Annotated in this window: 14 protein-coding genes and 1 pseudogene; 8 read left to right on the top strand and 7 right to left on the bottom strand. The window is 59.2% G+C overall.

Features of this window, described 5'->3' with window-relative positions; genetic code table 11:
- Positions 1–156 precede the first annotated feature (156 nt).
- Entirely contained in the window at positions 157–534 is a 378-nt protein-coding gene (locus AC5STI_RS10490) for a YnfA family protein (RefSeq protein ID WP_051357805.1), read from the bottom strand.
- Positions 480–893: a MerR family transcriptional regulator gene (locus AC5STI_RS10485; protein ID WP_039173608.1), complete on the bottom strand. Its 414-nt coding sequence runs from the start codon at positions 891–893 to the stop codon at positions 480–482. The genes AC5STI_RS10490 and AC5STI_RS10485 overlap by 55 nt, the downstream gene beginning before the upstream one ends.
- A 76-nt stretch (positions 894–969) precedes the next feature.
- Here AC5STI_RS10485 and AC5STI_RS10480 point away from each other — a divergent pair, with 76 nt between their 5' ends.
- From AC5STI_RS10480 to AC5STI_RS10455, 6 genes and pseudogenes are all read left to right on the top strand, one after another.
- On the top strand, positions 970–1,362 hold the full coding sequence (locus AC5STI_RS10480) for a mercuric transporter MerT family protein (RefSeq protein WP_039173611.1): 393 nt from the start codon (positions 970–972) through the stop codon (positions 1,360–1,362).
- Positions 1,363–1,374: 12 nt separating this feature from the next.
- Complete coding sequence (locus tag AC5STI_RS10475; RefSeq protein WP_027236544.1) at positions 1,375–1,689, top strand: cation transporter; 315 nt, start codon at positions 1,375–1,377, stop codon at positions 1,687–1,689.
- 321 nt (positions 1,690–2,010) lie between these two features.
- Positions 2,011–3,435, top strand: a complete 1,425-nt coding sequence (gene merA, locus AC5STI_RS10470; RefSeq protein WP_027236545.1) for a mercury(II) reductase — start codon at positions 2,011–2,013, stop codon at positions 3,433–3,435.
- Positions 3,436–3,592: 157 nt separating this feature from the next.
- Positions 3,593–3,760: pseudogene (locus AC5STI_RS10465) on the top strand (cation transporter); the annotation flags it as partial.
- A 74-nt stretch (positions 3,761–3,834) separates the two neighbouring features.
- The gene (locus tag AC5STI_RS10460) at positions 3,835–4,302 is read left to right on the top strand and encodes a DUF411 domain-containing protein (protein WP_027236546.1); all 468 of its coding nucleotides are present in this window, start codon (positions 3,835–3,837) and stop codon (positions 4,300–4,302) included.
- Positions 4,303–4,340: 38 nt separating this feature from the next.
- A complete protein-coding gene (locus AC5STI_RS10455) occupies positions 4,341–4,886 on the top strand; it encodes a c-type cytochrome (RefSeq protein ID WP_082023082.1) in 546 nt (181 codons plus the stop codon).
- A 451-nt stretch (positions 4,887–5,337) separates the two neighbouring features.
- Here the strand turns inward: AC5STI_RS10455 and AC5STI_RS10450 are convergent, their stop codons facing one another.
- The 4 genes from AC5STI_RS10450 to AC5STI_RS10435 form a co-directional block, all read right to left on the bottom strand.
- Positions 5,338–6,414: a tyrosine-type recombinase/integrase gene (locus AC5STI_RS10450; protein ID WP_027236547.1), complete on the bottom strand. Its 1,077-nt coding sequence runs from the start codon at positions 6,412–6,414 to the stop codon at positions 5,338–5,340.
- Positions 6,415–7,045: 631 nt separating this feature from the next.
- Positions 7,046–9,280, bottom strand: coding sequence for an AAA family ATPase (locus AC5STI_RS10445; protein ID WP_495446606.1), 2,235 nt, complete (start codon positions 9,278–9,280; stop codon positions 7,046–7,048).
- An 86-nt stretch (positions 9,281–9,366) separates the two neighbouring features.
- Positions 9,367–10,104, bottom strand: a complete 738-nt coding sequence (locus AC5STI_RS10440; protein ID WP_245597377.1) for a GIY-YIG nuclease family protein — start codon at positions 10,102–10,104, stop codon at positions 9,367–9,369.
- A 308-nt stretch (positions 10,105–10,412) separates the two neighbouring features.
- Positions 10,413–10,904: a hypothetical protein gene (locus tag AC5STI_RS10435; protein ID WP_027236549.1), complete on the bottom strand. Its 492-nt coding sequence runs from the start codon at positions 10,902–10,904 to the stop codon at positions 10,413–10,415.
- A 171-nt stretch (positions 10,905–11,075) separates the two neighbouring features.
- On the opposite strand from AC5STI_RS10435, the gene AC5STI_RS10430 reads away from it, so the two are divergent.
- Positions 11,076–11,198 carry a hypothetical protein gene (locus AC5STI_RS10430; protein WP_206539693.1) on the top strand — a complete coding sequence of 41 codons (123 nt, stop codon included), beginning with the start codon at positions 11,076–11,078 and terminating at the stop codon, positions 11,196–11,198.
- A gap of 255 nt (positions 11,199–11,453) precedes the next feature.
- Complete coding sequence (locus AC5STI_RS10425) at positions 11,454–13,271, top strand: plasmid recombination protein (protein WP_206539694.1); 1,818 nt, start codon at positions 11,454–11,456, stop codon at positions 13,269–13,271.
- Positions 13,272–13,690: 419 nt separating this feature from the next.
- Here the strand turns inward: AC5STI_RS10425 and AC5STI_RS10420 are convergent, their stop codons facing one another.
- Positions 13,691–14,050, bottom strand: a complete 360-nt coding sequence (locus AC5STI_RS10420; protein WP_036797399.1) for a hypothetical protein — start codon at positions 14,048–14,050, stop codon at positions 13,691–13,693.
- Positions 14,051–14,260: the final 210 nt, after the last annotated feature.

Here is a 14,260-nt window from a genome sequence, read left to right as displayed (position 1 = left end):
GGATCCTTACAGTTTATGACTACGGTTATAGGCGGCTGAAATGCTGAGTGGCCGGCGCCCCTCCACAGCGCGTAGCAAGGGATTCCGAACTGAAGGCTGGAGCCAAGGGAAACAGAAGGGCTCCAGCCTTCTTCTAAGATTGCTTGCCGGCGGACGTTAACTACGCAACGGCATCAAAATGAGAGCGCTACCGATCAGGCATATCATCATTCCTGCTATATCCCAGCGGTCGGGGCGATTGCCTTCGGCCAGCCACATCCAGAACATAGAACTGGCGATATAGACGCCGCCATAGGCGGCGTAGGCCCGCCCGGCAAATGCGCTGTCTGCGCGCGTCAGAAGATACGCGAACAGCACAAGGCTTGCGATGCCGGGCACGAGCCAGAGCGGCGAACGGTCGAGGCGCAGCCACGCCCAGAAGGCAAAGCACCCGGCGATTTCCGCCAGGGCTGCCAGGGCAAAGATCAGAAACGTCCCGGTCAAGATGCCAGCGCCTCCAGCACCGGGCACTCCGGGACATCCTCGCCGGAACATTGGCCTGCTGTTGCGGCCAATACTTTTTCGATCCTGCGAAGGTCTTCAATTTTCCGGCGCACATCGCTGAGATGGCGTTCAGTCAGGGCTTTCACTTCGCCGCAAGTCTGGGTGCCGCCATCCACGAGGCCAAGCAGCCCTTTAATTTCGTCAATGGCAAAGCCGAGCTCGCGGGCCCGCAGGATGAAACGCAGACGCTGAATGTGGCTCTGCCCGTAGATGCGGTGGCCCGCAGCCGTGCGCGGCGGGTCCGGCATGATGCCGGTCTTCTCGTAATATCGGATGGTTTCAAGGTTGCAGCCCGTTGCCTTGGCCAGCTCCCCCCGAGTGAGAGATGTCGCGTTTTTGTGATCTGGCATCGTAAATAACCTCCTTGCCCCTGTAGCTACTACAGGCCCTACACAAGGTGCCAGCCCTATTCGTGAGGAGAAAAATATGAGGATTGCTGAAAAGCAAACCGGAGAAGCGGACACGGGTGTGAACCGAAGCAGCAAAGGCTGGCTTGCCGCGGGCGGTCTGCTTGGCGCGGTTTTTGCGTCCGCCTGTTGCGTCGGACCGCTGGTTTTGCTCACGCTCGGTATCTCGGGGGCCTGGATTGGTAACCTGACCGCACTTGAGCCCTACAAGCCGGTATTCGCTCTGATCGCGCTTGGCTTCATCGGCGCCGGCTTCCGGCAAGTCTATTTCCGCAGGCCAGCCACCTGCGAACCTGGCTCCTACTGCGCCAAGCCTTCTTCGGCACGCATCACCAAAACCGCACTCTGGATCTCGCTGGTTCTTGTTGTGGCAGCTCTGACCATCACCTGGTGGGCGCCGCTCTTCTATTGAAAGGAATATCTCATGAAAAAAATGCTCGCCGCGGTTCTCGGCTTTGGCCTTCTCGGAATGGCGTCCATCGCCTCCTTTGCGCTGCCCGCTGCCGCCCAAAGCGTTGCAGCGGAGGAGACTGTAACCTTCGCAGTTGAAAATATGACCTGCGCGCTCTGCCCGGTGACTGTGAAGCACGCCATGGCGGGGGTGGGTGGCGTGCGCTCTGTAGACGTGGATTTTGAAGCAAAGACTGCCACGGTTGTTTTTGACAGCGCGGCAACAAGCGCTGAAGCTATTTCGGCAGCCTCCGCAAATGCTGGTTATCCGGCGATGGAGAAGGGCTGATCCTGTGCGCGACAGTCTGATGGGAGGCCTCGCCGCGACAATCCTGGCGGCACCGCTGGTGATAATCTGCTGTGGCGGCCGTGTCCTTTTGTCTGCGCTTGTCGGAACGGTTGGCGGGTGGCTGACCGGGTACGGCATGATTGCCATTGGGCTGGCGGCTGCGGCTCTTGCATTGGTCTGGCGTTCGATGCGCTGCGGCTGTTTCTGCCCCCACTAGGATGGTGCTCCTTTGGGGCTGAATCTGATCCCGGCAAAGTTCGCCGGAGCATGAACCAATCACAAAACAACGGCGCCCGCGCGCGCCCTGAAAAGGATCAAAAAATGAACAGCGACTGCTGCACGCCGAATGGAGAATATGACCTTGCTGTCATTGGGGCCGGATCGGCGGGTTTCTCGGCCGCGATTACTGCGGCCAAAGGCGGCAAACGCGTGGCGCTGATCGGGCACGGCACCATCGGCGGCACCTGTGTGAATGTGGGTTGTGTGCCTTCGAAAACGATGATCCGTGCCGCCGAGGCGGTGCATGGCGCGATGGCTGCGCATCGCTTTCGCGGTCTGAAAGCCAGCGCAGAAGTCACAGACTGGGCTGCGATAACCGGGGCCAAGGATGATCTGGTCGCTATGCTGAGGCAGAAGAAGTATGCCGATTTGCTCCCAGGATACGAGGGTGTCACCTATATCGAAGAAGGCCCCGCGCGGCTGGTTGCGGGCGGTGTCGAGGCAGGAGGCCGGTTTATCCAGGTGCCGAAGGTGATCATCGCAACCGGCGGGAGGCCAGCACAGCCAGACATCGCGGGAATTGAAACTGTGCCGTCCCTGGACAGCACGTCTCTGCTGGAATTGGAGCATTTGCCTGAACGCTTGATTTTTCTGGGCGGCGGATTCATCGGCGTTGAATTGGCGCAGATGATGTCCCGGATGGGCGTCAGTGTGTCTCTTGTCTGCCGCTCTCGCCTGCTGCCGCAGGCTGAGCCAGAGGTCTCCGAAGCGCTGGCGGAAATCCTGCGCGACGAAGGCATTACGATTTTGGAAGGCGTTAGCTACGAGGGTAGCCACCGTGAAGGCAGCGAAGCAGTTCTGCACGTGCAAAAGGACGGTGCGGTGCAGGATCTGGAGGCAGATTATCTCGTCCTGACAACCGGGCGCACCCCGAATACCGAGGGACTTGGCCTTGCGGAGCTGGGGGTTGAAACGGATGCGCGAGGGGCCATTGCTGTCGGCGTGGATATGCAATCCAGCCGCCCCGGCGTCTATGCGGCCGGGGATGTGACGGACCGCGATCAGTTTGTCTACATGGCAGCCTATGGCGCGAAACTGGCAGCCCGCAATGCAGTTCTGGGCGGTCAAGAGACCTACGATAATGCGGCGATGCCCTGGGTTGTATTCACCGACCCGCAGGTGGCGGGCGCCGGCCTGACCGAAGCGCAGGCGCAAGCGGCGGGCCATGAGGTGAGAACCAGCGTTCTCACGCTCGACAACGTGCCGCGCGCGCTTGCGGCTCGGGACACGCGCGGCCTGATTAAACTGGTGGCCGATGCCAGGACAGACCAGCTTCTGGGAGGTGTTATCATGGCGCCGGAAGGCTCCGACAGCGTCCAGACTCTGGCCATGGCCTTGAAATTCGGAATGACCGCTAAGTCACTTGGAACTACGATATTTCCCTATCTCACTACCGTAGAAGGGCTGAAACTCGCAGCGCAGACCTTTGACATGGATGTAGGTCAGCTCTCCTGCTGCGCAGGGTGAATTGGGAGCACATCGGATGACCGGTATTGAAGCTCTCCTGCAAGACATTGACAGCCTGTCGCTTATCACGGTCGGTCTGCTGCTTCTCGCCGGTTTGGTGGTAGCATAGCCCGAGTTCGTTTTGCTTGATTGCCGTAGCGACAGGGCTTGGCGCCAGAACGTGGCAGTTATGTTTGCGGCCTTGGGGGTCTGGGGCACGGCAAGCGGTTGGCCTGACCTGATTGTTGCTGCGGTCATGGCAACGTTGTTTCTTTCCCCTGCTTTCCAGATCGTGCGCCAAGCGCTCGCCGAGCGCCGGGAAGTTGGAGAACATCAGCATGTTTGACGAGGATCAAGACAACCTATCTCGAATGATGCGAAATTTGCTCAACTGAGTCGCAAGTACAGAGGACTCTCACTATGCACCTGAAACGCCGCCAAATACTGACTTACGCCGCAGGCTTCGCCAGCACAGCACCATTTGCCACGTTTGCGCAAAACACACCTTCCATCCATGTTCTCAAGGATCCGAATTGCGGCTGTTGCAGTGCTTGGATCGATATCCTTCGGCAGGAAGGCTTTCGCGTTACCGAGGAGCGCAGCTTTGGAACACTGCTCGTCCGCCACAAATTGGACAACGGCATTCCCGAAAAAATGATCTCCTGCCACACAGGCGAGATCGATGGCTACATGATCGAGGGGCACGTACCGGTTGCCGACATTCGTCGTCTATTGGAGGAGCGACCTAGCGCCATTGGACTTGCTGTTCCTGGGATGCCCTACGGTTCGCCTGGGATGGGGCCGGAAGATCGTCGTGAGGCCTACGACGTATTCTTGATCCTTAAGGACGGCAGCACCGAGGTGTTCACGAGTTACGAAGCGGCCTGAGGCGACATTCATCGAGCGGAATCAGTAAGGAGGAGAAGATGACACGGCGTGGATTACGCATTCTTGCCCTTGGCGTTTTGTCTATCGCTATTGCCGGTGTGGCCGGTGCCCAACAGCAAGCAGGAGACTGGTGGGGTCATGGGCCAATGGGACCGGGCCACATGAGGTCTGAACGCATGCCTGGTTGGGGGCATGGCAACATGGGACCTGGCCAGCAGCAGCGCATGCAGCGACACTGGACATACATGAACGAGGGCGTGCCTTCAGCCTATCGGGGGGCTCGAAGCACCATTCGCGCGACACCCGGAAATCTTACGGAGGGTCAGGCACTTTACACGGAAAACTGCGCGAGGTGTCATGGCGCCAAGGGTTTGGGAGATGGTAAAGCCGGACGCTCGCTCGTTCCCTCTCCGGCCCTCCTGAGATGGTTGATCCAGATGCCGATGTCGGGAGATGAGTATCTTCTTTGGGCTATCTCCGAGGGTGGAGAACGCTTCGGAACAGACATGCCAGCTTTTAAACAAACGCTGAGTGAAGAAGACATCTGGAAGATCATCGCCTACATGCGCTCAGGTTTCCCTTGATCTGTCGTCAATCTGCTGGTCTTCGAAGAGATTTTTTGCTGTCGATACTGTGACGATAGTTCCAGCAGATAAAAGTCTGACAAGGCGGCATTCTGGTAGGAAACACGGAAACAGACATTCCTGTAAGCCGCAGCACCAGCAGGTTAGGGGCTCGAAACTCGATTTCGCCGCACGCAGCATAAACGTCTGCTTGCTCCGATGGCAAACCAATGAGTTAATAATGAAGACTGGTGCGAGAGAGGGGAGTCTGCTGAAAAAAAGATTGAGGGGTTAGTGGCGCCTTAGTGAAAAAACTATGTGTCACCCTTCACTAATTGACGCAATCTGACGGATGAGCGCGGGGTCAGCTTGCCGCACCCCGCCTGCGAAAGTGAATGCGCTCATGGCTAAAAAATGGCGTATATGCGGAGCCTAGGCTAACCAAATCAACTTTTTCACCCCGGCATCCTACCTACTTTATCACCCTGATCTTTGCCCCGAAAATGGCTTTCTGCCCCTGATCGGCCTGCAACTGTGTACGGAAGTCCCAGCCGTGCGCCAGAAGCTTTTCTGGCAGATCGGCGGGGGCCAGCTTGGCATACTTGAGCGCCATATCTGGTTTCTTCCAGCCGCCACGCGTCATCAGCAGAAGCAAGTCCTTGTTCATCGCATAGTGCCATGTGGCAAAGGTATGCCGCAGCGTGTGCGGTGTCACATCGCCGCCTAGTTTGGCCGCAACACGCGCCTTGGTGAAGGCAGCTTCAATCTGACCGCCGCTGCCGGTGCTGAGCTTGTATGCCTTTCCCTTCGGCGTGCGGAAAACAGCCCCGGTTTCCGGCAGTCCTGAAGCAGCAAGCAGACGCATCACACGCGCCGGAAATTCGGCCATTTTCAGCTCGCCATTCTTGGATGTCGGAATGAGCGCTTGACGGGTTTCTAGGTGAAGGTTTTCACATTGCAGTCCCAGCGCCTCGCTGGTGCGGCAGCCGGTTCCAAGCAGGAATGTCACGATCGGGAGCAGGTGTGGCTCGCTTGCTTCCAGTAGATCCTCGGCCTCGCCAGGTGTCAGCCAGCGGATTTTGGACTGGGGCTCCTTGCGACGGCGGAAGCGGCGCGGAGTCACATGGCCATCGTCAGCGGCTAGATTGTAGATGGCGCTGATGGGGGTGATGATCTGCCGGTTGATGGTGGCGGGTGCAGCGTCGGGCATCAGGATCGCCCGTGCCGCTTTGTTCGCCGCGTCATTGTCGACGTCGGCCAGCCGTGTCTTTTCCCCGAAGTGAATCAGCAGCGGTCCGATGAACCGGGTTTCCCCACCACTTTCCATGTAGGTCAGCGCAGCCTCGGCAAAAGTCAGGGTTGCCGACTTACCAAGTGTCGCACGCTCGATGATTTCGGCTGACCGTCTTACACGGATGATTTCTGCGGCTTTTTTGTCGCTAACTCCAGTGCTCTCATAAATGCTTTGTCCTGCGAGGGTACCCCGGATGACGAAATTTCCGGTGGGTTTGCCTTGGCTGTTTTTGCGCCGAAAGAGAATGAGGGGCATCTCTGAACCTCCCCCTTAAAGAATGCGTTTAGCAGATCCGGCGGACGGTAGAGGATGCGAACTCGTCCGCTCACCTCAACCCGTGCGAGGCTGCCGCTTTTGAATTTGGAGTCCAGCCCGCTGCGACTGGTGAAGATTTTGAAGCGGGCGAGATAGGCTATAGCTTCCTCTGTGGTCAGCAGACGCTCCTCGGACAGTGCATGCATCGGATGATCCTCAAGCAGGCAGTTGATTGTGGCCGGGCGACCGGGTGTTTCCGGCGCCTGCTGGCTTTTGGCATGTCTTCTCCGGTCCCGTGCCATTGACCGAGGTCTCCTGTCTCCGGCGGGCGGCGGCCGCCCGCGTGCGTTGATGGAGACAGTTTACGGCGCTCGATTGGGTTGGATCGACCCGCGCTATGAACCTGTAGAGGCGAGAGATGTGGATAAGTGCCTAGAAATACGGAACTTTCCCTCTGCAGAGGGCGCCGGGCAGGGACGTTGGGCAAAGAACTGTCCGGCAGGGGTTTTGGGCAAAGTTTTTCCAGGAGGGAATTATCCGGATTTTGGGTCAACCGGTGCCTGCACCGCGGAAGTTTGCGCATAAGCTTTGTGCAAATCCGGTGGCGGCGCGGCTTGGTTGGCGGGCGCATCTACTGGTCCTGGACCGGCTCCGGACCATTTTTGCGCGGCACGTCGCGCAGCCAGGACCGGACCGCTTTGGCATCGAACTCTCGTTTCTGCACCAAGTCTGCAGCCATGTCCTGCAGCAGCTGCTGATGGGGGTACAGCAGCGCGCGCGCGTGGTCCTCGGCGTAGTCGAGTTTCTCACGGAGGCGTTTGCGGTCGGGTTCAGCCAATTGCGCGTGATCCTGCGGTCCAAACCAGCTGTTGCCGAAGGCGCCTAAACCCAGTTCAAAATCCATTGCCAGGACCATCCGCGCTGCTTTCCCGAGGTCGGACGTGGCACTGCCGCCAGCGCCCGCGGACACAGTATTAAAGATGAGCCGCTCCGCTGCCCGACCGGACAAGTGGACGTACAACTGACGGTCGAAATCCGACGGCAGACCTGCATTCGGAGGAACATCCCGTTCGATTGTTCCGCCTGCGGCAGCCACCCGGACCTGTGTGATCGCCTCGCCGAAGATCCAGGCGACGATGGCATGGCCGCATTCATGGACGCAGATGCGGTAAAGTAAGTCATGGCTCTCCTTCAGTTCCATGACTTGCAGATGGCGGCGTAGAAGCTGGAGATCGAGCGGGCAGCCGCTGTGCCGGGCTTCACTGCGGGCAGAGCGCACCGCGGCGTCGATGTCGGCGGCGGTCTTGCCGATGCTGTCCCGCGCCAGCAGCTGCAGATCCCCCTCTTGGACTGCGTCCTGCAGCCGCTCAGCAATGAGGTGCTGCAGCATCGCCTTGCTTGGCAGCGGCATCTCGATCTTGATGTCAAACCGCCCGGCTCTCAGCACCGCGGGGTCTAGGTGCTCCGGGTGGTTGCAGGCACCGACGACCATGATCCCTTCCTCCCGGCTGACGCGGTCCATCTGCTCAAGGAACCCGGCGACCACCTGGCGCCTGTAGCTGGCACTGTTGTCGCCGACGCTGTCGCGGGAACCGATCGCGTCAATTTCATCCAAAAAAAGGATACAGGGAACATTCTTCTTCGCTTCATCGAAGCTTTTGCGCATCGCAAGCAGGAGGTTACCCAAGTGACCGTTGGCCTGCCATTCAGCGCAGCTGGTCTCGATGCAATTAACCTCGGCGCTCCCTCCCATTGCCCTGGCCAGATAACTTTTGCCGGTGCCTGGCTTGCCAAAAAGCAGCAAGGAGTGCGGGATCTCATTCCAGGCCACGCCGCCTTCGGCCCACAGGCGCAGGTCAGCAACCAGTTGCTGGGCGGTGTCATATGCTGGGCCAATGCCTGTGATCTCTTCCCTCGGGGCGTGGGCTTCGGGCGGTGAAGCCGCAGCGGCAGCAAGCGCTTGTGTGATGCGCTGCGCGACCCTTTTGGCAGTGGGCGCACGCAGGGCGAAAGAGAGTGTGGGGGTGGAGAGTTCTTGCAGCTGGCCGCTCGGGGGCAGCGCGGCGCGGGCGGCGGCTTCATCAATGCGGCCCGTGCGGCTGTGGGTCCGACGCAACAGGGCGATCAGAAAATCTGCGTCCACCTGTGGCAATGCCAGCTGATGACAGTGCTCCGCCACCAGCGGCGCCGGCAGGGCCATCTCATCCGGCAGGCAGATCCACAAAGGCTGGCTGTGCGCCAGGCCTTTGATGATTTGGTCGCGCAGCTCATCAATGTGTTGCTGTTCAATCGCACCATCGCGGGCACTGGGGACAGCAAGGGTCACGCGCTGAGGCAGCTGCACCTGGCGCCGGGCGTCATAGGCCTGCCAGCCCGGCGGCAGCAGGGCGTGGTTAAGGAGGTTTTCCACGCTTGAAAAACCGGAAGCAGGAACGTTGCGAAGGATCAGCACGGCGCCACGGGCAAGCTGCGCGTCCACTGCAGCCGGGGAGCCGAAGGCCGCGGCGATCCGCAGCAGCAGAAGCAGCTTGTCTGCCGGCAGGTCTGGGTCCGGCAGCCAGCGGCCCGTGTTGTCACAGGCATATGGGTCGGCACCTTCCTGCTCCAGCGCTTCCCAGAGTTCCGGCGGCAGATGCCGCGCGTCCGGCTGCTCGCTCAGATGTTGCAGCAAAGAATGGGGGTGATCCGGTGCAGGGGGCACAAGGGGCTCCTCGGCGCCAGCACTGTCGTCTGGCGCGTCTTCTTTGAGTGTCTTGCGGCGCGCCTGCTGCAGCTCATGGTAATAGAGATGATAGCGGCGGGCGCAGCCTTCGGCGAACTGCCACCAATCGGGGCGTGCGGATTTGGAGAGATCGAGCTGGCTCATGGCAAGCCTCCTGTGAACAGGCAAAAGGGATCGGGCGCCCGGTGAAACCGGGCGGGAGATGTTGGAAATTGAAGGGGAGGGGGCGCTTAGCTGTCTTCTTCTGCCTCGATGGCGTCGAGCATCGCGAAGATCACCTGGGCCGCATCGGCGAAATAGACCTCGCTGCGGACCCGCAGGGCGTCACTGTAGAGCTCTGGCGGTGCGACTTGATCGGAAAACCCCGCCTGCAGCTTCGCGTGCAGCCGCTTCTCGGCCTGCAAGGCCAGCTGCCCGGTTGCCATCGGAACGGTCTTCAGGATCTTCGCGTCCAGGTCACGGTGCTTCAGCAACTGGTGGCGCAGGCGGGAATCCGGGTTCCGTGAAAAGCCAAGCTTGACGAGGCGCAACCCGGAGGCCAGCCGGAATTGCATCGCGTAGAGGTAGCTTGGTGCGGCAGGCCAGTCCTCACCGCATTGCCCGCAGGCAAACCGGCTGGTTTGCATGTTGGCACGGGCGATCCTTTGTTCGTGGCCGCAGGACGCATGCCGGTACAGACGGTAGTTCTGGTTGCCACCTGTGTCTTCTCCGATCAGGTGCCACCCCCGTTCTTCTGCTTCAGCCTGTTCTTTGTCAGCGTGGCAAATCTCGCACCGTACACTGCACAGGCCTTCGGCTGCCCGCTTCACCATCTCAAATTGCCGGCGCAAGTTATGGCCGCAGGGGGCGATATAGTGGCCATAGTGACGGTCTTCCGGATCGCGGCCTGCCCACTTTAAACCTGCGGCCGCGGCGTCGGCCTGCCAGCGCGCTTCGATGCAATGCGGGCACTGCGGCTGGCTGTTCATTAGAACAAAGATCTTGCTGGCATGTGCCAAGCCGCAGCTTTGGCAGGCTAGAAGCAGATGATACCGGTCTTTGATGCGCTGGACGATTTTGAATCCTTTTGCGTTGGCGGCGGCGCGCCAGTGGGGATGGACCGTTTGCGGGAAATGTTCGCAGGTTGAGTGGGGCATAGCAGCCTCCGCATAGGCAAAATTGGGCTGGGCAGGCGCCGGAACTGGCGCTTGCTGAAACTTCAGACATGGCATGGCTGAGCCGGGCGCAGCGGCGTGTCCGCCGCGGGCCGGGTCAGAAGAATGCTGGGATGGTGGGCCTAGTTGGGCAGAAAGTTCTGCGCTTCAGCCGCCACAGAGAGTTCGATGAGAGCGTTCATCTGTCGCGCGCCTGTCTGCAGCAGGGCTTGGCAATCACCATCTTCGACGGTGAACAGCTCCTGGTTCTCATGGAACAGCTGCTGAAATCTGAGAGCCTCTTCCGGCCCCGTGGACTCGATGAGGAAGTGCAGCAGCATGCTCATGCGCTGCAAAGGCAAGTCGCTGGCCCGGACCACCTGCGCGGTCAGGATGTCGCCGCTGAGTTTAAGGCAATCCTGCCATTTGGCTTCTGCGGCCTCTTGAAAGTTGGTGCAAGCGGGATCCCAGGCGAGGGAGTGAGACAGATCACGCTCCAAATTCAGGGCTTCGTCCACTGCCTTGGTTAGTGCGCCGAAGGTGTGGTTGATGAAGGTGGGGCTGCCATCTGCGACAGATGCGGGCCACGGGTCTTTCAGCGCGCACTCGCGCATGATACGGAAAGTATCAGCCATAGTCGGTCTCCTTCCGCGAGATCGGTTTGGTTAGGGCCGGGCGGGGAGCTTCCACCTTCCCCTCGGTCCGTTGCAAATGTGTGCAACTAAATGCAATATGCACCCATTGAATCTGAATGTCAACTGCACACAAGTGAACACATGGCCAGAACATCAGCGATATCTGTACGAGTGACTGAAGAAACCAAGAAAGCCGTAGAAAAGGCAGCGGCGGAGGATGACCGGTCTGTAGCCTCTTTTGTTGAACGGCTTCTGATCGCGCACCTTAAAGAACAAGGGTATCTGCAAAAGTAAGTGCGGGCGCCTGGAGGAAATGACCCAGGTGTCTGGTTCCAACTTCGCATGATCGGCTTGCTGCCCTTCCAGATTATCGAAAAACAATAAGTCATCCCAGGCCCCCGGCAGGGCGAGTCCAGCAGGCTGCTGGCCGCAGGAAGCATGTTTGGGCGGAGCCCGGACTGCGACCGAGGAGGGGATCGAAGGGGGTATCCCCCTCGCGAACTGGCAAGTTGAAATTCCGGGGTCCAGCCCGGGATTGCAACTTGCCTAGTGAGTTACAAGCCTCACAAAAACAAAAATAAGCCTATCGGGATTTTCTTCGTCTTCGCGGAGACTCGGATCAGAGAAGCAGATCCGAGCAGCAAGATGACAGTACAGCCCAAGTTTACCAACTCAAAGCCCGTAATTCTTAATGAAGCACCGGTCGTGCTGCGATTTGCAGGCTTGTTTCCGCGGGACCTTGGCAAGTTCAAGATGCATGACGAGCGCGGCGGCGGCGACCTGGATCATGTCGACCAGGAGTTGTCGCGGCTGAACCAGGTGCTGGCCGGCGAGCCGGGCTGGCAGCAGCAGATACGCGGCGAAATTGCTGAGATGCGCCGTCACAATCACGAGGAGCATTTGCGCGCTCTGAAGGCCAAGTCACGCATGAAGGACGCCAGGAAGCTGGAGGCGGAAGGGCCTGCAGACCCCTGGCGATCCTGCAGCAGAGGCCCGCTTCGTGAAGGCATATTCACTGTCAACAAAGACTGGTTCGGCGGCGCAGGGCTCTCTGAATGGGATCCGGAACGTGTCTCTGCTTTCCGCAAAACCGCCATGTCGTTCCTCCGTGAAAACTTTCCAAACGGTCAACTGCGCTATGCCAGTGCCCACGTCGATGAGGAGGCTTATCACATCCACTTTGTCGTGGCCGTTTGGACCGAGAAACCATCCGCCAACCGCGGGCATCAGATCCTGCTGCAGGCATCTGAGAACCCGCTCATCAAAAGCTATGAGCATGCCCAGGATCTTGCCGGAGAAGCCTTCGAGACAATTGGGATCACTCGGGGGGAGCGCCGTGCCGAGGCCCGGCGCCAGGCTCGGGCAGAGGGAAAACCTCTGCCCGAGCGGCGGCAGCATGTGCCGCCGTCAAAGTGGCGTGCCGAGGAGCGCCTCAAGGCGCAAGCGGAGAAGAAGCGCATCCTGGGCGATGCCCAGGACGAGGCAAAGGCGGCCGTTGAAACCGGCCGGGACCTGGCCAAGGCCACGGTCAAGAAATCGCGTAAGCGCGCGGTAAAAGAGGCGCGGGCCCGCAAACAGCGGGCCGCGCGGGAAGCTGCAAAGATGATCCGCCGCCGCGATACAGCGGAGGCAGAGGCTGTGCAGAATAAAAAAGCGGCTGACGCCGCGAATGCTCTGAAAAAGAAAATTGTGGCTGAGGTCGGGGTATTGGAGCCGAGAGTGAAAGGGTATGAGGCAAGGGCGGAAGAAGCTGCAGAAAAGTACCGGGCCGAAACGGCAGCGCGGAAGGCCGAAGAGGAAAAACGCGCGCGGGTTATCCAAGAAAGGCAACAGGCCGAGCAGGTGCTGAACGCCACGAAGGCGGAGAAATCTGATCTGGCCGCTCAGCTGCAGCAGATGGTTCAGCACCGCCGTCAGGCAGAGAAAGCGGCTGCTGAGGCCCGGGCTGCCCGGCTGGCTGAGGAGAAGAGGCTGCAGGAGGCAGAAGAAAAGGTCCGGTTGAAGGCAACGGTGGCAGAGGTCATCACGGATGCCATCGAGTCCGGGTTGGATTTGGTTGCTGAAGGGGCGATTTGCTGGCGGGAGGCGTCTGCGGATCAGCAGGCAGGCTTGACCTGGGGCGTGGCCGCTCCGGATACCAAGGGTGCGCGGGCCGAAACGCTGAAAGAAATCCGTCCAGCAATGCGGATAGTCACGCGTATTGCTCAACTGGTGGCCCGGACCGTGAAACGCGTCCTCGCCAAGGAACGGCAAAAGCTGAAGCAGGACGCGGATTATGTGCGCGGCCTGCGTCAGAAATGGGCGCCGGAAGATGATGCGCGGCTGTCAGGGATCTCGCGTGGGGAGCCGGGGAATGGGCCAGTGTAGGCAACAGTGCTAAATACATGCTAAAATGACCTCTGAGACGATCCGCTCAACATGCGGAACCAGAGACTTATTTAAGTGCCTCGTCAGGAACAAAAAACGCGAGGGTATTCAGAAGTCCAGCCGGCTCAGAAGGCACTATCAAGTGTTGTCCATTTTTTGGATACGGTCCCCTGGTGGTTTCAGAAGTGCCAGGCGACGTTCAGGTCGTGCTAGGTATCATCGAAAAAGCTGTCAGATCTGTGGACGAGGGTTACGAAAGTGATACGGTCGCCTGGTTGTCGAATTGGTGTCTGACGCCGAAGCTCGAAATGGTCTCGGTGAGCGCCTTCGGCCGGACTAACCCTTACCGCTGTTCTCAGTATGGCTGGAGACAGGGTTTCTGAGCCAACTTCAGGGTTGGTATGACGCTTTGCTGGCATTCAGGATATTGCTGTTGTGCAGAGCATAGCCCAAAGGTCGTGCTGCCAATCGCCGCTGGGGGTGGCTGTGTTGATCATGAATCTTTTGAGACCAGTGTCGACATATGCCGGTTCTCCGCATTTGACCCGAACCGGGTGTTTCCTAGTGTCGTCGTAGAGAACTGTGCCGTTTGCATCTGTTTGAACCAGTTTGATGGCGACTTCAAAGTCGAAGTCTTCCTCGCTGGTGACCTGGTATTGGGTCACGCTCAATTGAACCGTGGTGGCGTCCGGGAAACTGGCTGTGTGAAAGACTGTCTGTTGACCCGCGCTAGGCGTGGCAAAAAGAAGAAGACCAAACACTATTGGAAGGATATACATATCCCAACTCCCGCAGCGCTCGCCTCGTGACAAAAATAGCACAAATTGCCGCTGCGCACGACTCGAAAATTTGAAACGTAATGAGCTGTTCCAATCTTCGGTGCGCCCCGCGCTGGACCCAGATGCCGCAGGCCGGTGTCAAAATGTTTAACAAATATAGAACTTTAGAGCTTTCGCGCCGGCAGATCGGCTGAGCCGTCGGGAAAGACG

Source organism: Leisingera sp. CC-HEC096, from assembly GCF_059429235.1.
This window is presented reverse-complemented; position numbering and strand designations above follow the sequence as displayed.